At 71.5% G+C, this 16,057-nt stretch carries 16 protein-coding genes and 1 pseudogene; 9 read left to right on the top strand and 8 right to left on the bottom strand.

What is annotated here, in order from left to right:
• Positions 1 to 164: 164 nt before the first annotated feature.
• From OG252_RS16305 to OG252_RS16280, 6 genes are all read right to left on the bottom strand, one after another.
• The gene (locus tag OG252_RS16305) at positions 165 to 1,286 is read right to left on the bottom strand and encodes an LOG family protein (protein ID WP_329336885.1); all 1,122 of its coding nucleotides are present in this window, start codon (positions 1,284 to 1,286) and stop codon (positions 165 to 167) included.
• Positions 1,287 to 1,309: 23 nt separating this feature from the next.
• Positions 1,310 to 1,726: a VOC family protein gene (locus OG252_RS16300; RefSeq protein WP_266433241.1), complete on the bottom strand. Its 417-nt coding sequence runs from the start codon at positions 1,724 to 1,726 to the stop codon at positions 1,310 to 1,312.
• Positions 1,727 to 1,831: 105 nt separating this feature from the next.
• Entirely contained in the window at positions 1,832 to 3,250 is a 1,419-nt protein-coding gene (locus OG252_RS16295) for a hypothetical protein (RefSeq protein WP_266433239.1), read from the bottom strand.
• Positions 3,232 to 3,975, bottom strand: a complete 744-nt coding sequence (locus tag OG252_RS16290; protein WP_266433238.1) for an ABC transporter ATP-binding protein — start codon at positions 3,973 to 3,975, stop codon at positions 3,232 to 3,234. The genes OG252_RS16295 and OG252_RS16290 overlap by 19 nt, the downstream gene beginning before the upstream one ends.
• 182 nt (positions 3,976 to 4,157) lie before the next feature.
• On the bottom strand, positions 4,158 to 5,537 hold the full coding sequence (locus OG252_RS16285; protein WP_329336881.1) for an aspartate aminotransferase family protein: 1,380 nt from the start codon (positions 5,535 to 5,537) through the stop codon (positions 4,158 to 4,160).
• Positions 5,522 to 6,037 carry an Lrp/AsnC family transcriptional regulator gene (locus OG252_RS16280; RefSeq protein ID WP_266433234.1) on the bottom strand — a complete coding sequence of 172 codons (516 nt, stop codon included), beginning with the start codon at positions 6,035 to 6,037 and terminating at the stop codon, positions 5,522 to 5,524. Before OG252_RS16280 ends, OG252_RS16285 begins: the two co-directional genes overlap by 16 nt.
• A gap of 198 nt (positions 6,038 to 6,235) precedes the next feature.
• On the opposite strand from OG252_RS16280, the gene OG252_RS16275 reads away from it, so the two are divergent.
• Positions 6,236 to 7,675 carry a gamma-aminobutyraldehyde dehydrogenase gene (locus tag OG252_RS16275; RefSeq protein WP_266433232.1) on the top strand — a complete coding sequence of 480 codons (1,440 nt, stop codon included), beginning with the start codon at positions 6,236 to 6,238 and terminating at the stop codon, positions 7,673 to 7,675.
• Between the two features lie 74 nt (positions 7,676 to 7,749).
• Here OG252_RS16275 and OG252_RS16270 read toward each other — a convergent pair whose 3' ends face one another.
• A complete protein-coding gene (locus tag OG252_RS16270; RefSeq protein ID WP_329336878.1) occupies positions 7,750 to 8,280 on the bottom strand; it encodes a hypothetical protein in 531 nt (176 codons plus the stop codon).
• A gap of 122 nt (positions 8,281 to 8,402) precedes the next feature.
• Between OG252_RS16270 and OG252_RS16265 the strand changes: the two are divergent.
• From OG252_RS16265 to OG252_RS16235, 7 genes and pseudogenes are all read left to right on the top strand, one after another.
• Positions 8,403 to 8,953, top strand: a pseudogene (locus tag OG252_RS16265) (response regulator transcription factor); the annotation flags it as partial.
• Between the two features lie 331 nt (positions 8,954 to 9,284).
• Positions 9,285 to 10,229 carry a sensor histidine kinase gene (locus OG252_RS16260; protein WP_329336876.1) on the top strand — a complete coding sequence of 315 codons (945 nt, stop codon included), beginning with the start codon at positions 9,285 to 9,287 and terminating at the stop codon, positions 10,227 to 10,229.
• A 192-nt stretch (positions 10,230 to 10,421) separates the two neighbouring features.
• On the top strand, positions 10,422 to 10,808 hold the full coding sequence (locus OG252_RS16255; protein ID WP_329336875.1) for a sortase-dependent protein: 387 nt from the start codon (positions 10,422 to 10,424) through the stop codon (positions 10,806 to 10,808).
• Positions 10,805 to 11,431, top strand: a complete 627-nt coding sequence (locus tag OG252_RS16250; RefSeq protein ID WP_329336873.1) for a class F sortase — start codon at positions 10,805 to 10,807, stop codon at positions 11,429 to 11,431. The genes OG252_RS16255 and OG252_RS16250 overlap by 4 nt, the downstream gene beginning before the upstream one ends.
• A complete protein-coding gene (locus OG252_RS16245) occupies positions 11,428 to 11,919 on the top strand; it encodes an RNA polymerase sigma factor (protein ID WP_329336871.1) in 492 nt (163 codons plus the stop codon). Before OG252_RS16250 ends, OG252_RS16245 begins: the two co-directional genes overlap by 4 nt.
• On the top strand, positions 11,903 to 12,358 hold the full coding sequence (locus tag OG252_RS16240) for a hypothetical protein (protein WP_329336870.1): 456 nt from the start codon (positions 11,903 to 11,905) through the stop codon (positions 12,356 to 12,358). Before OG252_RS16245 ends, OG252_RS16240 begins: the two co-directional genes overlap by 17 nt.
• Before the next feature lie 54 nt (positions 12,359 to 12,412).
• On the top strand, positions 12,413 to 12,943 hold the full coding sequence (locus OG252_RS16235; RefSeq protein WP_266433218.1) for a hypothetical protein: 531 nt from the start codon (positions 12,413 to 12,415) through the stop codon (positions 12,941 to 12,943).
• On the opposite strand, the gene OG252_RS16230 is transcribed toward OG252_RS16235, so the two are convergent.
• Positions 12,933 to 14,075 carry a serine hydrolase domain-containing protein gene (locus tag OG252_RS16230; RefSeq protein ID WP_329345150.1) on the bottom strand — a complete coding sequence of 381 codons (1,143 nt, stop codon included), beginning with the start codon at positions 14,073 to 14,075 and terminating at the stop codon, positions 12,933 to 12,935. The two genes, OG252_RS16235 and OG252_RS16230, sit on opposite strands and share 11 nt — an antisense overlap.
• A gap of 311 nt (positions 14,076 to 14,386) precedes the next feature.
• On the opposite strand from OG252_RS16230, the gene OG252_RS16225 reads away from it, so the two are divergent.
• Positions 14,387 to 16,048 carry an RNA polymerase sigma factor gene (locus OG252_RS16225; protein WP_266433216.1) on the top strand — a complete coding sequence of 554 codons (1,662 nt, stop codon included), beginning with the start codon at positions 14,387 to 14,389 and terminating at the stop codon, positions 16,046 to 16,048.
• The last annotated feature ends 9 nt before the right edge of the window (positions 16,049 to 16,057 follow it).

The raw sequence follows: 16,057 nt of genomic DNA, 5'->3' as shown, positions 1-16,057 counted from the left end.
ACGGCGAGTTATGGACACGTTTGTCCTTCACGAGTTAAGCAACTGCGGGGGGTTGGTGGGATGTTGATGGATACCAGCATCCCCAAGAGGCTCACAGGTCTATAAGCGCCGCATAAGAAGTGTCAACGCATATGCAGGCTACAAGCGGTTGCTTTACCGTCTGTTTAACTGCCAAGACGTTTCAGCGCCTCCGGTGCCTCCTCGATCCGGTCAACCAGGGCGATTCGGTCCTCCATCGCACGCTCCCGAGCGAGCGCCTGAAGCAGCGGCCACGTGGGCAGCCGTTCCGTCCAGTGCGCCCGGTCCACGAGGACCATCGGCGTGGGCTCGCCGCGCGACTCGTAGTAGTTCGGCGTCGCGTTGTCGAAGATCTCCTGTACGGTCCCGGCGGCGCCCGGCAGGAAGACCACACCCGCGGTGCAGCGGGCCAACAGGCCGTCCTCGCGGGTGGCGTTGGCGAAGTACTTGGCGATGTGCGAGGCGAAGGCGTTCGGCGGCTCGTGGCCGTAGAACCACGTCGGAATGCCGACGGAGGTACCGCCCTTGGGCCACCGGGAGCGCACCTCGAAGGCGGCCGACGCCCATTCGGTGATCGACGGCGTGAACTTCGGTGTCTTGGCGAGGAGTCGGAGCGCGTCGGCCAGCATCGCGGCGTCGTACGGGGCGGCGTACGCGCCGAGGTTCGCCGCCTCCATCGCGCCCGGGCCGCCGCCGGTGGCGACCGTGAGACCGGCGCGGGCCAGCTCCCGGCCGAGCCGTGCGGCACCGGCGTACGCCTCCGTGCCGCGGGCCATCGCGTGGCCGCCCATCACCCCCACCACGGGTGTCCCCCGCAGGAGTTCGTCGAGGGCGTCCGAGACGGAGTCGTCGTGGATCGAGCGGAGAGTGGAGGCGAATATGTCGTGGTCGGCCTTGGTCCGCTGGAACCAGGCGTACGCGAGGGCGTCGGGCGTGGACTCGTAGCCGTCAGCCAGGGACGCGAACAACTCGTCGGGGGAGTAGAGCAGGCCCCGGTACGGGTCGAAGGGCAGGTCGGGGACGGGCGGGAAGACCATCGCGCCGTCCGCCCGGACCTTGGCCGCCGCGTCCTCCCGCATGGGGCAGCCGAGGAAGACGGCACCTGCCGTGTCCGTCGTGAGCAACTCGCGCGTACGGTCCGTCAGGTCGACGGCCTGGACCCGGAAACCGGCGAGCGTCGCACGGGCCGAGACCGTCGCGTCGAACTCGTCGAGGGTCTCGATCTCACGGTCGTTGTGGTGGGCCGCATGGGCGGGCATCGTCTGCACCCGCCCATGCTAGGCACAGTGGTTCAGCCCTCGACGGCAGTCGGGTCCATCCACATGACCTCCCACGTGTGGCCGTCGAGGTCGTCGAAGGAGCGGCCGTACATGAAGCCGTGGTCCTGGGGCTCGCCCGCCGGGGAGCCGCCCGCCGCGAGCGCCTTGTCGACCAGCTCGTCGACCTTCTCGCGACTCTCGGCGCTCAGCGCGATCAGTACCTCGCTGGACTTCGCGGCGTCGACGATCTCCTTCTTGGTGAAGGTCGAGTAGAACGGCTTGGTGAGCAGCATGGCGACGATGGTGTCGCTGATCACCACGGACGCCGCGTTGTCGTCGCTGAACTGAGCGTTGATCGAGTACCCCAGCTCCGTGAAGAACTTCTTCGAGGCGTCGAGGTCGTTCACGGGCAGGTTCACGAAGATCATCTGCTGGTACGTCGAGCTCATCGGTCTCTCCCATCAGGTATGTGGCGTTCGGTGGGGTAGACGCTACGACCCGGCGGAACTCATCGGCGGGCGGAAAGTTTTTTCGCCCGGTTCTCGTACGGTCCTTCAGGCGGCCAGCGGCAGCGCCGCCAGCTCGGCCACGACCAGCGTGAGCGGGCCGAACAGGGCCAGCAGCGCGCCGGCGCGGAGGGCGGCGGCACTGCGCAGCATCGTGGCGGGGGCGCCGAGCCGCAGCAGCGCGGCGGTGGTGTCGGCGCGGGCGTGCTTGGCCTCTGTGGCGGCGGTGAGGAGGGTCGCCACCGTGCAGCCGGTCACCAGGAGCAGGCCGAGGGTGGTCAGCGGGCCGAAGGAGGGTTCCGCCGTGTCGTACAGCGCGGCCATGGCGTACGCGCCTGACGCCACCGCGCAGACGACGCCGATGGGGCGGCCGATGCGGCCGGCCTCCGCCATGAGGACGCGGCCGGCGAGGAGGCGGAGGGCGCCGGGGCGGGCGGTCTGGAGGAGGCGCCCGCAGAGGTGGGTGAGGCCGGGGCCGGCGAGGGCGAGGCCGGTGGCGGTGAGGATCCAGCCGACGAGGACGGAGGCCGGGCCGGCGGTGGCGAGGCCGCCGGGCATGGTGACGGGCGCGCCGGTCGCCGTGCGGGTGGCGTATGCCTCCACCGCGAGACCAGCGGCCAGTACGGCGATGCCCCAGGGGAGGCCCCGGGGGGCCGTCTGAGGGGGTGGGGGAAGAGCGTCGAGGTCCTCCAGGTCCGCGGTGATGGTGCCCGGGGTGAGGGCTGCTGCGGGGCTGGGTTCGCTCGTCCGCGCTTGCGGGGCGCCGGCGCCCGTCCTCGGGTCGGGAGCCGACCCAGCGGCGCGGCCGTCCGCGGGCTCCGCCGTCCGGCTGCCCGCGGCTCGCAGGCGGGCGCCGAAGCGGCCGTACGCTCCGAAGGTCTCCCGCGCGGGCGGGTTGCCGTACGCACCGAAGCGGCCGAACGACCGGCCCGCGGTGCGCGTCCGGGTCGGCCTGTCCTCCCGTGGCCTCAGGACCCAGCCCACCGCCACCGACGCGATCGCCGGTGTCAGGGCGAGCAGCGTCAGCGCGGCCGGCAACGGCAGCGGGTCCTCGGCTGCCAGGAACTCCGATGCCGCACCGTCGAAGGGCATGCCCGTGAGGTCGCCCCGCAGGTGGAGGAAGACGAGGAGGGCGAGCATCGAGCCCAGCGTGCAGGACAGGGCCGTTGTGGTGGCCGTGACGGCCATCAGGCGGGTCGGTCCGAGGCCGATGGCAGAGAGGCCGGGACGGGGTTTGGTGGCGGGGTCGGTGCGGGCCACCGCGACGGCGAAGTGGACCGTGGCGGCCAGCGGAGTCGCGCACCAGGCCAGGCGGAGCATCGAGCCCGCGGGGTCGTCCGGGTGGCTCATCGCGTAGCCGAGGGTGCACAGCAGGAGGAAGCCCGTGCCTGCCGAGGCCGCCGCCACCAGGAGGCGGCGCAGTTGGACGGCCGGGTGGGCGCCGCGGGTCAGGCGGAGAGCGAGCACGTGGCTGCCCGGCCTTCCGTCTCGGTGACCGGGGGCAGGTGCACGGTGTTCACGCGCCGCCCGTCCAGCAGGGAGATCGTGCGGTCGGCGAGGGCGGCGGTGTCCGCGTCGTGGGTGGCCAGCACCACCGTGATGCCGTGCGAGCGGGCCGCCGTGGTGAGGGTGCGCAGGACGTGGGCGCGGTCGGCGCGGTGCAGGGGCGCGGTCGGCTCGTCGGCGAACAGGACCGTGGGAGCGGGGGCCAGGGCCCGCGCGATGCAGACGCGCTGGCGTTCGGACTGGCGCAGTTCGTGCGGGCGTTTGCGGGTGCTGTCGCCGATGTCGAGGCGCTCCAGCCACTCCAGGGCGGCGGTCTTGGCGCGGCGGCGGCTGGTGCCGCGCAGCATCAGCGGCAGGGCGGCGTTCTCCCAGACGTTCAGCTCGGGGACGAGGGCCGGGGCCGGGTCGATCCAGCCGAAGCGGTCGCGGCGCAGACGTTCGCGGGTCATCGCGCCCATGGTGTGCACGGGTGCGCTGTTGAACCAGACCTCGCCGCGCTGCGCGGGGACCAGGCCGGACAGGCACCGCAGCAGGGTCGACTTGCCGCTGCCGCGCGGTCCGCTGACGGCGAGGATCTCGCCCTCGCGGACGCCGAGCGAGACGCCGCTGAGCGCGGGCGAGCCGTCTTTGTGGGTGAAGTGCAGGGCGCGTGCCCAGAGCACGTCGTTGTCCGGCGGGGCCACCATGGGCGTACACCTCGTTCAGATCCGTAATTCCCTGTGCCGTTCCCCCGTGCGGGGGAACGAAGGCAGGGCCGATCGGTTACAGGGCACGCTAGGGATCCGGGGCCACGACGCCGGACAGCACGCGGCCCGGGTGCGCCCGTTCTCACTCGTACGGGTGCACCCGGGCCGCGGGCCGCGGGAGGCTACAGCTTGGTCCACGCCTCCGTGAGCGTCGCGCGCAGGATCTGCTCGATCTCGTCGAACGTCTCCTGGTTGGAGATCAGCGGCGGGGCGAGCTGGACGACCGGGTCGCCGCGGTCGTCGGCACGGCAGTACAGGCCGTTGTCGAACAACGCCTTCGACAGGAAGCCGTACAGGACGCGCTCGGTCTCCTCGTCGTCGAAGGACTCCTTGGTGTGCTTGTCCTTCACCAGCTCGATGCCGTAGAAGAAGCCGTTGCCGCGGACGTCGCCGACGATCGGCAGGTCGTGGAGCTTCTCCAGGGTCGCGCGGAAGGCGCCCTCGTTGTCGAGCACGTGCTGGTTGAGGTTCTCGCGCTCGAACAGGTCGAGGTTGGCCAGACCCACCGCGGCCGACACCGGGTGGCCGCCGAAGGTGTAGCCGTGCAGGAAGGTGTTGTCGCCCGTGTAGAACGGCTCGGCCAGACGGTCGGAGATGATGCAGGCGCCGATCGGGGAGTAGCCCGAGGTCATGCCCTTGGCGCAGGTGATCATGTCCGGGACGTAGTCGAACTTGTCGCAGGCGAACATCGTGCCGAGGCGGCCGAAGGCGCAGATGACCTCGTCCGACACCAGCAGCACGTCGTACTTGTCGCAGATCTCGCGGACCCGCTGGAAGTAGCCGGGCGGGGGCGGGAAGCAGCCGCCCGCGTTCTGCACCGGCTCCAGGAAGACCGCGGCGACCGTGTCCGGGCCCTCCATGAGGATCTGCTGCTCGATCTGGTCGGCGGCCCAGCGGCCGAAGGCCACGGGGTCGTCGCCGAAGAGCGGGGCGCGGTAGATGTTGGTGTTCGGCACCTTGTGCGCGCCCGGGACGAGCGGCTCGAAGGGTGCCTTGAGGGCCGGCAGGCCGGTGATGGACAGGGCGCCCTGCGGGGTGCCGTGGTAGGCGACCGCGCGGGAGATGACCTTGTACTTGGTGGGCTTGCCGGTCAGCTTGAAGTACTGCTTGGCGAGCTTCCAGGCGGTCTCGACCGCCTCGCCGCCGCCGGTGGTGAAGAAGACCTTGTTCAGGTCGCCGGGCGCGTGGTGCGCGAGGCGCTCGGCCAGCTCGACGGCCTTCGGGTGGGCGTAGGACCAGATCGGGAAGAACGCCAGCTCCTGCGCCTGCTTGAAGGCGGTCTCGGCGAGTTCCGTGCGGCCGTGACCGGCCTGGACCACGAACAGACCCGCGAGACCGTCGAGGTAGCGCCGGCCCTGGTCGTCGTAGATGTAGGTGCCCTCACCCCGGACGATGGTCGGGACGGGGGAGTTCTGGTACGAGGACATGCGGGTGAAGTGCATCCACAGGTGGTCGTACGCGGTCTGGCTGAGGTCCTTGCTCACGGCTATCGGGTTCCCCACATGTAGGTCTGCTTCTTGAGCTTGAGGTAGACGAAGCTCTCGGTGGAGCGCACTCCGGGGATGGCTCGGATGCGTTTGTTGATGACGTCCAGCAGGTGGTCGTCGTCCTCGCAGACGATCTCCACCATCAGGTCGAAGGAGCCTGCGGTCATCACCACGTACTCGCATTCGGACATTGCGGTGACCGCGTCGGCGACGGACTCCACGTCGCCTTCCGCGCGGATGCCGACCATCGCCTGCCGGCGGAAGCCCACGGTGAGCGGGTCGGTGACGGCGACGATCTGCATCACACCCTGGTCGAGCAGCTTCTGCACGCGCTGGCGCACGGCGGCCTCGGACAGACCGACGGCCTTGCCGATGGCGGCGTACGGCCGGCGGCCGTCCTCCTGGAGCTGTTCGACGATGGCGAGGGAGACGGCATCCAGGTGGGGGGTGCCGTGCCTGGACTCGCGGGAGTCCCTGGGGTCTGCGCTTCGACTGGCCACGACGTCACTGTGCACGACGTCTCGACACTTCCGCAAGGTCGAGGCGATGAAATTCGTTGTTTACGTGACTGAGACCTGCGGATTTCGCAGCAATGGCGCGATCGGGGGTGTTGAAAACGTGGGCGGGCGGATTAGGGTGGGTGTCTCAGTCAATGGACAGTCCGACCCGACATATTCGACCCCACACATTCGACCCGACACAGGAGGCCGGCAGTGAGCACCGAGCTGCGTCGTCTGCGCAATTACATCGACGGTGAGTTCCGGGACGCCGCCGACGGGCGGACCACCGAGGTGGTCAACCCCGCGACGGGCGAGGCGTACGCGACCGCGCCGCTGTCCGGGCAGGCGGATGTCGACGCCGCCATGGCGGCCGCCGCCGCTGCCTTCCCGGCCTGGCGCGACACGACCCCCGCCGAGCGCCAGAAGGCCCTCCTGAAGATCGCTGACGCGTTCGAGGAGCGGGCCGAGGACCTCATCGCGGCCGAGGTGGAGAACACGGGCAAGCCGATCGGGCTGACCCGCTCCGAGGAGATCCCGCCGATGGTCGACCAGATCCGCTTCTTCGCGGGCGCGGCCCGGATGCTGGAGGGGCGCTCGGCCGGCGAGTACATGGAGGGCCTGACCTCGATCGTCCGCCGCGAACCGGTCGGTGTCTGCGCGCAGGTCGCGCCGTGGAACTACCCGATGATGATGGCCGTGTGGAAGTTCGCCCCGGCGCTCGCGGCGGGCAACACGGTGGTGCTGAAGCCGTCGGACACCACCCCGGCCTCGACGGTCCTGATCGCCGACATCATCGGCTCGATCCTGCCCAAGGGCGTCTTCAACGTCATCACCGGCGACCGTGACACCGGCCGCCTGATGGTCGAGCACCCGACCCCGGCGATGGCCTCCATCACCGGTTCCGTGCGGGCGGGCATGTCGGTCGCCGAGTCGGCGTCCAAGGACCTCAAGCGGGTCCACCTGGAGCTGGGCGGCAAGGCGCCGGTCGTCGTCTTCGACGACACCGACATCCCCAAGGCCGTCGAGGACATCTCCGTCGCGGGCTTCTTCAACGCCGGGCAGGACTGTACGGCCGCCACCCGCGTCCTCGTCCAGGAGGCCATCCACGACGAGTTCGTGGCCGCGCTGGCGAAGGCCGCCGCCGAGACCAAGACCGGGCAGCCGGACGACGAGGACGTGCTGTACGGCCCGCTCAACAACCCGAACCAGCTCAAGCAGGTCTCCGGCTTCATCGAGCGGCTGCCCGCGCACGCCAAGGTCGAGACCGGTGGCCACCAGGTCGGCGAGAAGGGCTACTTCTACGCGCCGACCGTCGTCTCCGGCCTCAAGCAGGACGACGAGATCATCCAGAAGGAGGTCTTCGGACCGGTCATCACCGTCCAGTCCTTCTCCGACGAGGACCAGGCCGTTCAGTGGGCCAACGGCGTCGAGTACGCCCTCGCCTCCTCCGTGTGGACCAAGGACCACGGCCGCGCGATGCGGATGTCCAAGAAGCTCGACTTCGGCTGCGTGTGGATCAACACCCACATCCCGCTGGTCGCCGAGATGCCCCACGGCGGCTTCAAGAAGTCCGGCTACGGCAAGGACCTCTCCTCGTACGGCTTCGACGACTACACGCGGATCAAGCACGTGATGACCTCGCTGGACTCCTAGCCGGTACGGCGTACAGCGCGGCCCCGGACGGTTCGGTCACCGTCCGGGGCCGCGCTGTCCCCCCTCCGTGGTGGTCAGGCGCTGCGGGTCAGGGACGGCAGCTCGTCGCCGGACTTGAAGTGCTTGCGGAGCTCGGGCAGTTCACCCTTGCCGGGCCGGCCGGGGTGCTTCGGCAGGTCGGGTGCGGACGGGAAGGTGATCCCGGCGTCCTCCAGGACCGGGGCGCACTTCTTGATCGCCTCGCGGTACTCCTTGCCGGCGACGTCGGTCATGTCGGCCCGGTCGCCCTTCAGGGTCACGCGCAGGCGGACCGAGCCGTCGTCGCCCTTCTCCGCGTGGAAGTCCGGGTAGAACGTCTGGCCCTCGCCGCGCATGCACGCGGCGAAGTCGTCGTTGGCCTCGTTGACGTCGTCCGGGGCGTTCTCGGTCGGCTCGTAGCCCACCGCGTGACCGGGCCGGTTGGGCCGGCCGCGGGGCGGGTCGTCCGTGGCGGCGCTCGTGTCGGACGCGGCGGCCGTCGAGGCGCTGATCGTGCCGAGGGTGACGGCTGTGATCGCGACGAGGGCGAGGGCGAGTCGCCGGGGGCGGGTGGCCGGTGCGGGCATGGTGTTTCCTCCGTTTGCGGTACGGCTGTTGCTCACGCCGACCACACAACCGCCCCGCCGGTTACGGCACGGGAACGGCGGCCCTTATCGCCCTGTAACCGCCCGCCCTCCACACTGACCGCATGCGTGTGCTGGTGGTCGAGGACCATGAAGAGCTCGCCGAGACCGTCGCCGCCGGGCTGCGCCGGGAGGGGATGGCGGTCGACCTGGCCTTCGACGGGCCGACCGCCCTGGAGCGCGGGGAGGTCAACGGATACGACGTCGTCGTCCTCGACCGCGACCTGCCCGGCGTCCACGGGGACCAGGTGTGCCGGACGCTCGCCGAAAGCGGAAGCCGGGCGCGGGTGCTGATACTGACCGCGTCCGGGACGGTGGCCGATCGGGTCGCGGGGCTCGGTCTGGGGGCCGACGACTATCTGCCGAAGCCGTTCGCGTTCACCGAACTCGTCGCCCGGATACGGGCGTTGGGGCGCCGTGCGCAGCCCGCGCTGCCGCCGGTACTGGTCCACGGGGAGCTGCGGCTCGACCCGGCCCGCCGGGTCGTCACCCGGGACAGGGCTCAATTGCCGCTCAGCCCCAAGGAGTTCGCCGTGGCGAACTCCGTGGGGCCGCGCCGGGCACTGAGGTCCCGGCTGATGAGCGCCTCGAACTAGCCTGGAACGAGGCCGCCGACCGTTCCTTTGGACTGGGCGGGCGTGAGCACGCTCAGCCGCACGCCCCGAACGGTCTTGGGCGCACTGGTCCCCGGCGTACTCAACCCTGAGGCGGCGACACGCATCCTGTGCGTGGTCCGAGCCCAGGAGGCCAGTTCCCTGCACGACCTGGCCAGGTGGATACGGCCAGAGGCGACGGGGAGGCCCCGAACCATCACTCCGGTGGAGCGGGGACCCCGCACGCTGGCGCCGTACCCGGCGTCCCAGATCGCACGATCACGTTAACCCGGTCGGCCCAGGGCGCCGCAAGCCCGCAAGTCGACCATCACACGATCGAGTTAAACCACCCTCGTGCTGCGGGAGCCGCTGCTCATCGAGTCGGTCGTGGCGCTGGCGGTGATGACCGTGGTGTCGGTGGCGCTGGGGTGGCTGATGGCGGGGCGGGTCCGGGAGCCGCTGCGCACGATGACGGCGCGGGCCCGCCGGATCTCCGCCGACAACCTGCGCGAGCGGCTGGCGGTGCCCGGACCCGACGACGAGCTGAAGGCGATGGCGGACACCATCGACGACGTACTCGCCCGGCTGGAGGGCGCGTTCGAGGCGCAGCAGCGGTTCGTCGCGAACGCCTCGCACGAACTGCGCACCCCGCTCACCCTTCAGCAGACGATCGTGGACGTGGCCCTCGCCGACCCCGACGCGTCCGTGGACACCCTGCGCGCCGCGCTGCTGCGGTCGCGGGCGGCGGGGGAGGAGCAGGAACGGCTGATCGACGCGCTGTTGACCCTGGCGCGCAGCCAACGCGGGCTGGAGCGGCGGGAGTTCGTCGACCTCACGGCGATCGTGCGGGAGCGGCTGCCGACCGGAGGCCCTCGGGTGGAGGCCCGGCTGGATCCGGCGCCCGTGTTCGGTGATCCGCAGCTGATCGAGCGGCTGGTGGTCAACCTGACCGACAACGCCGTACGGCACAACCTCCCCGCGGCGGCGGGTGAGGAGCGGTGGGTGCGGGTGTGGACCGGCCTCGACCCGGCCGGCCGGGCCGGTCTGCGGATCGAGAACAGCGGGCCGGTGATTTCGCCGGAGCAGGCGCCGGGGCTGTTCCAGCCGTTCCGCCGGCTGGGTCCGGAGCGGGTCCGCAAGCGGGACGGCGTCGGCCTGGGTCTGTCGATCGTCGCCGCGGTCGTCGCCGCGCACGGGGGACGGGTGCTGGCCCGGACGCGTCCGCAGGGCGGACTGACCGTGGACGTCAGCCTGCCGGGGCATCCGGTCGCCGGAGGCGGGGGACGCCGTACGGGCTGATGTCCTGGGTTGGTGTCCTGGGCTGGTGTCCTGGGCTGGTGTCCTGGGTCGGTGTCCGGCGGCGTGATCCGGCTCCAGGGCGACTTTGCCATCTCTTTACAACGCGGTGCCGCGCTGCCTCGTCTCTCCCGTCGATCTGCAACCCAGCCCGCCGAGCCACCGGGCGGGCGGACCGACGAGAGAGAGCGATTCATGCGCCGAACTGTCCTGAGGGCCATGGCACTTGCCTGCACCGCCGTACTGGCGGGTGCCGTGCCGGCGTTCGCCGACGGGGGGACCCCGACCCCGGCCCCCACCAGCGTCCCGTCCGCCGGTGCCGACGCGACCCCGGTCCCGTCCGGGACCACCGCACCGAGCGAAGCTCCGACCGACGTCTCGCCGAGTGCCGAACCGACCCTGGCGCCTTCGCCGGGCCAGGTGTCCGTGGTGCCGAGCGGAGCGCCCGACACCGGTGTCGGCGAGGAGTCGGCGCAGTCCGGATCCACCGGCGGATTGATCGGCGGGGGTGCCGCCGCGGCGTTCGCAGTCGGCGGCGCCGCGTTCTACGTCGTACGGCGTCGGCGGGCGACCGGGGCATGACCTCGCTCTCCAGGCGCGCCTTCGTCACCGCGGCGACCGCCTCACTGCTCGTGGGCTGCGGCGGCTCCCCGTCCGACCCGGACCCGGCCGCACGCCCCACGAACACGCCGTCACCCGAGCGGTCCTCGGCGACGGCGCGGCAGGCCCTCGGGCGTTCGGTCCCGGTCGGGCTGCGGATCCCGGCCATCGGGGTCGACACCCCGGTGATGCAGCTGGGGCTGGCCGCGGACGGCAGTGTGCAGGTGCCGCCGATCACGGCGAACGACCGGGCGGGCTGGTACCGGCACTCGCCGACGCCGGGCCAGACCGGTCCGTCGGTGATCCTCGGGCATGTCACGGTCGGCGACTTCGGGGACGGGGTCTTCCGGCACCTCGACCGGCTGCGCCGGGGTGACCGGATCGCGGCGCGCCTGGAGAACGGCACGACGGCCGAGTTCGCCGTCACCGAGGTACGGACGGTCGCCAAGGCGCAATTCCCCGCGGCGGAGGTCTACGGGAACGTGAACCGGCCGGAGTTGCGTCTTGTCACCTGCGGCGGGCCTCTCACCGGTGACGGCTATCGCGACAACGTGATCGTCTTCGCCGCGTCGGCTTCGGCGTCGAGTTCCGCAGGAGAACGTTGAAACGGTCCCGCGAGAGGGCAGCGTCCGAGCTGTTCGCCGCCCTCTACCCACGCCTCGCCGGCTGGTGCCGCCGGCTGGTCGACGACGACGAGACGGCCCACGAGATCGCCTCGGAGGCCTTCACCCGGCTCTGGGGCCGCTGGACATCGGTGTCGGAGCCCCGGGGCTTCCTCTACGTCACCGCGGCCAACCTCGTCCGGGACCACTGGCGCAAACTGGAGCGCGAACGCAGGGCCGTACGCCGGGCCACCGCCGAAGCAGCCGTACGCCCACCGGCCGAACAGGCCGACCCGTCCGTACGCCTGCTGGTGCAGTCGCTGCCGGAACGGCTGCGCGTCCCGATCCTGCTGCACTACTACGCCGACATGCCGATCCGGGAGGTGTCCGCGCTGACCGGGCGTAAGGAAGGAACCGTCAAGTCCGACCTCCACGCGGCCCGTGAACTGCTCCGCGCCCATCTGGGGAGAAGTCTTGATCACACACGCTGACGAGGGTCCGGAGTTCGAGCCCGACGACCCGCTCGCCGTCATCCTGCGACCCGCCTCCGACTACCTCGGCCCACCCGCCGGCCGCTACGAGGCGATCCGCCGCCGGGCCGGCCGCCGCCGTCTGCTGCGCGCCGCGGCGGGGGTGGGCGTGACGTGCGCGGTCGCGGCCCTCGCCGCGCTGCCGTTCCGCCTGGCCACGCAGGAGGCACCCGCGACCCCGTCGGTCCCGCTCGCCCCGCCGCCCGCGAGCAGTCCTTCGGTCCCGCCCACCCCGTCGGCGACCGCTGTGCCCACCGGCCTCCCGCCGACCGAGAGGGGCGCGACCCCCAGCCCCTCCGTCCCGGCCGGAACGTTCGCCCCCTCCTTCGCGCCGACGCCGACTCCCACCTCACAGCCCGGCGAGACCAGCGCCCCGTCCGCGAGCCGCGCCGGACCGTAGCTCCGGTGCGCGTAAGGTTTTGAACGTGTTCAATTAACGGCGTACGCTGCTGCCATGAGCGACAGAGCCGCCCTGCTCAAGGGCATCCGCGCGTGGTTGGCCCTCTTCGTCGTCTGCCTGGTGCTCAGCGGCGCCACGGCCTTCCCCCTGGTCCACGAACTGCGCTGGACCGAGGACCTGTTGCGGGTGCTGTCCGTGCCGGAGTACCTGCCCGGGCTCATGGACTGGATCGAGCGGGTCCGGCAGGGGCTCGACGTCGTCGACGCCGAGTACCCCTTCGTGCTGTACGGCACGGACTGGCTGGCCTTCGCGCACCTCGTCATCGCGGTCGCCTTCTACGGCCCCTACCGCGACCCGGTCCGCAACATCTGGGTCGTCGAGTTCGGGATGATCGCCTGCGCCGGGATCGTCCCGCTCGCGCTGATCTGCGGGCCGATCCGCGGGATCCCCTTCTGGTGGAGCGTGATCGACATGGCCTTCGGGGTCTTCGGGGTGATCCCGCTGTACGTCGTACGCAAGAGGATCAAGCGGCTGGAGGCGCTCACGACGGCAGCGCCTCCAGCCCCTGCCGTCGTCAGCGGTTGAACGCGGGGAAGGCGAAGCGCCGGGCGATGGCCTCGCCGTCGCCCCGCGCGTCCGTCGAGTTGACGGAGTAGACCACGGTCCGGGACAGGTCGCGGGTGGCCGCGACGACCGTGTGGTAGCCGGGGCGGGATCCCGTCTTGGCCCAGACCGTCCGGCCGTTCAGCTTGAACGGCGAGAACGGCGCGCCCATCGTGGCGTCCGGCACGTCCGGCACCGCGAACATCTCCTTCAGCTGCGGCTCGGGCACGACACGGCCGCGGAACACGCCCACCAGCAGCCGTTCCAGGTCCGCGTTCGTCGAGATCATGTCCCCGGCCGCCCACCGGTCGGACATGTTCCAGTCGGTCACGTCCACCAGCTTGCCGTCGAACCAGTCGTATCCGCGGTTGTGCGGTCCGTGGATGCGGGGGTCGGGGCCGGCGGGGAACGAGGTGTGCCGCATGCCGAGCGGGCGGAAGATCCGTACGGCCGCCTGGTGGGCGTACGAGTCGCCGGTGACCTTCTCGATCAGCATGCCGAGCACGGTGTAGTGGATGTTGCTGTAGAACTGCCGCTCGCCGGGTGCGTGGTCGGGGTTCGGACCCTTGGCGACCGACGCGGCCACGACCTCCTCGGGCGTCAGCGTCTCGAAGCGGTGCGGGTACATCTCCTCGGTGGTGTTGCCGAGGGACGCCCCGGGCTGCAGGCCGCTCGTGAAGTTCAGCAGCTGCCGGACGGTGATCGGCGCGAAGTCCTCGGTGAGGAGGCCGGGCAGGTACTGCTGGACCGTCCCGTCCAGGGAGATCCGGCCCTCGGCCGCGAGTTGCAGCGCGAGCGCCGCGGTCACGATCTTCGTCGTCGATCCGGCCCGGAACCGCGCCTTCTCCAGTGCGGGCGCCCCGGTTCTCAGGTCGCGCACCCCGGCCGTCCCGCGCCAGCTCCCCTTGCCGCCCACCCGCACGAGGGCCGCGGTGGCGTCCTGGTCCGGAAGGCCCGCGATCGCGGCCTCCAGGGCCTCGGTGTCGGGTCCGGTCGTGGTGGCGTGCGCCGCGGCCGGTCCGGACGCGGCGAACGCGGGGGCGGCCAGGGGGACGGCCCCCAGGGCGAGGACGAGGGAGGCGGCGAGGACGGTCGTACGGCGGCGGGCGCGCATGCGTCTGCTCCAGAGGTCGACGTATGTGTTGCTGATCATCTTCTGCGCGTACGGCGATCCCCGGATCGTCGGCGAGGAGGGCACCGGACCCTGGTGGAACCCCTAGTAACTGCCGTGCCCGGCAAGGGGGTTGTCAGGGGCGCCCCCTAAGGGCGCCGAAAAACTGTTATCCCCGCGGCCTTCACACCGTCTCCGCACTGTGATCCCGGACATAGCCACCGGCCCCGGACTGCCTGAGAGGGTGCGTGCAGAAGACCACTGACCTCAGCCGACACATGAGTCACCTGAGTCACCGCCACCGAAAGGGCCCCGTGGACACCCAGCACTGGCGCTCCACCATCGCCGCCGCCCAGGCCGGCGACCGGCAGGCGCTGGACGAGCTCGTCGCGGGCTGGCTGCCGCTGGTGTACAACATCGTCGGCCGGGCCCTGAACGGTCACGCCGACGTCGACGACGTCGTCCAGGAGACGATGCTGCGGGCCGTCGACAACCTCGGCTCGCTGCGCGACCCGGACAGCTTCCGGTCCTGGCTGGTGGCGATCGCCATGCGGCAGATCCGGGACCGGGCCCGCCGCAGGACCACCGACCGGCTGGACGAGTCGGCACCGCAGGACGCCGCCGACTTCGCCGAACTGACCGTGCTGCGGCTCCAGTTGGAGGGGCAGCGGCGTGAGGTCGCGGAGGCGGTGCGCTGGCTCGACGACGACGACCGCCAGCTGCTGTCCCTGTGGTGGCTGGAGGTCGCCGGCGAACTCACCCGGCGCGAGCTCGCCGCGGCCGTCGGCATCAGCCGGCAGCACGCCGCCGTGCGCGTCCAGCGGATGAAGGAGCGCCTGGAGACCTCGCGCGGCATCGTGCGCGCCCTCGACGGCGCCTGCCCGGACCTGCGCGAGGTGACCGCCCGCTGGAACGGCCGCCCCGACTCGGTCTGGCGCAAGAGGCTGGCCCGGCACCTGCGGGGCTGCGGCTACTGCGGCGACGCCCGCGAGCCCGTCGTACCGGCGGAGCGCCTGCTCGTCGGGATCGCGCTCGTCCCGATCCCCGTCGGCTTCACCCTCTCGCTGGTCTTCGGCGGCAAGACGGCGGCCGCGGCCACCCTCGCCGGCACCTCCGTCGGCTGGTCCGCCAAGGTGCTGGGCGCGCTCACCAAGCCGGCCGTCGCCATGACGGCGGGCGCGACCATCGTCGCGGGCGGCGCGTACGTCGTCACGCAGCCCCCGGATCCCGTCCCGCCACCGCGCGCGACCGTCACCAGCTCCGCCCCGGCGGTCACCTCCGCCCCGCCGCCGCCCGCTTCGGCCGCCCCGTCCCCCTCGCCGTCGGTGACGAAGAAGACCGACCTGTACGGCAGCGTCGTCGACGCCGTCGACCGGGCGCCCGACCCGAACGCGAAGCCCGCGGCGCTGCCGCGCCGGCCCGAGTCCGGGATCACCAGCACCGGCGGCCCGCAGGCCGTGATGCAGCACCGCGGCGAGAGCGTGACACTCAGCGGGCAGGGCTATGTCCTGGTGCGCTGGCAGATCGCGCCGCACGACCGGTCCGGCGGGCTGACCATGCCGACCTGGACCGGTCTGAAGGGCGAGATCTTCCACGTCGCCTCCGGTGGCGGCCGCCGTATGGACGACGTCGTCGGGGACGGTTCCGACCGTGGCTACGTCACCGGCATGGGCGGCCCGGACATCGGCTACACGGTCCTGCCCGAGGGCACCCAGCAGATGTGGCAGAACGAGTACTTCTACGTCGACGGCACCGTCACCCTCAACCAGAACGAGCGCGGCGCGTCCTACGGCCTGACCGTCTTCCCGACCACCTGGGACAAGGTGACCGAGGACATCACGGCCGGCCCTCCCGAGGGCGCGATCCGCTACGGCCTGGTCCGCGACACCGGCGAGGACGACGCCCCGGTGCCGCAGTACGTCACCCGCGCGACGCCGGCCGACCCCGCTACCGTCCCTCAGGAATCACGCGTGTAGCGCTCCCGC

The organism is Streptomyces sp. NBC_01352 (genome assembly GCF_036237295.1).
GTDB lineage: Bacteria > Actinomycetota > Actinomycetes > Streptomycetales > Streptomycetaceae > Streptomyces > Streptomyces plumbiresistens.
This window is presented reverse-complemented; position numbering and strand designations above follow the sequence as displayed.

Coding starts and splice junctions, on each gene's coding strand:
- OG252_RS16300 (WP_266433241.1), bottom strand. CDS start 1,726: ATGAGCTCGACGTACCAGCAGATGATCTTCGTGAACCTGCCCGTGAAC.
- OG252_RS16290 (WP_266433238.1), bottom strand. CDS start 3,975: ATGGTGGCCCCGCCGGACAACGACGTGCTCTGGGCACGCGCCCTGCAC.
- OG252_RS16270 (WP_329336878.1), bottom strand. CDS start 8,280: ATGCCCGCACCGGCCACCCGCCCCCGGCGACTCGCCCTCGCCCTCGTC.
- OG252_RS16255 (WP_329336875.1), top strand. CDS start 10,422: ATGCGCCGAACTGTCCTGAGGGCCATGGCACTTGCCTGCACCGCCGTA.
- OG252_RS16250 (WP_329336873.1), top strand. CDS start 10,805: ATGACCTCGCTCTCCAGGCGCGCCTTCGTCACCGCGGCGACCGCCTCA.
- OG252_RS16235 (WP_266433218.1), top strand. CDS start 12,413: ATGAGCGACAGAGCCGCCCTGCTCAAGGGCATCCGCGCGTGGTTGGCC.
- OG252_RS16230 (WP_329345150.1), bottom strand. CDS start 14,075: ATGCGCGCCCGCCGCCGTACGACCGTCCTCGCCGCCTCCCTCGTCCTC.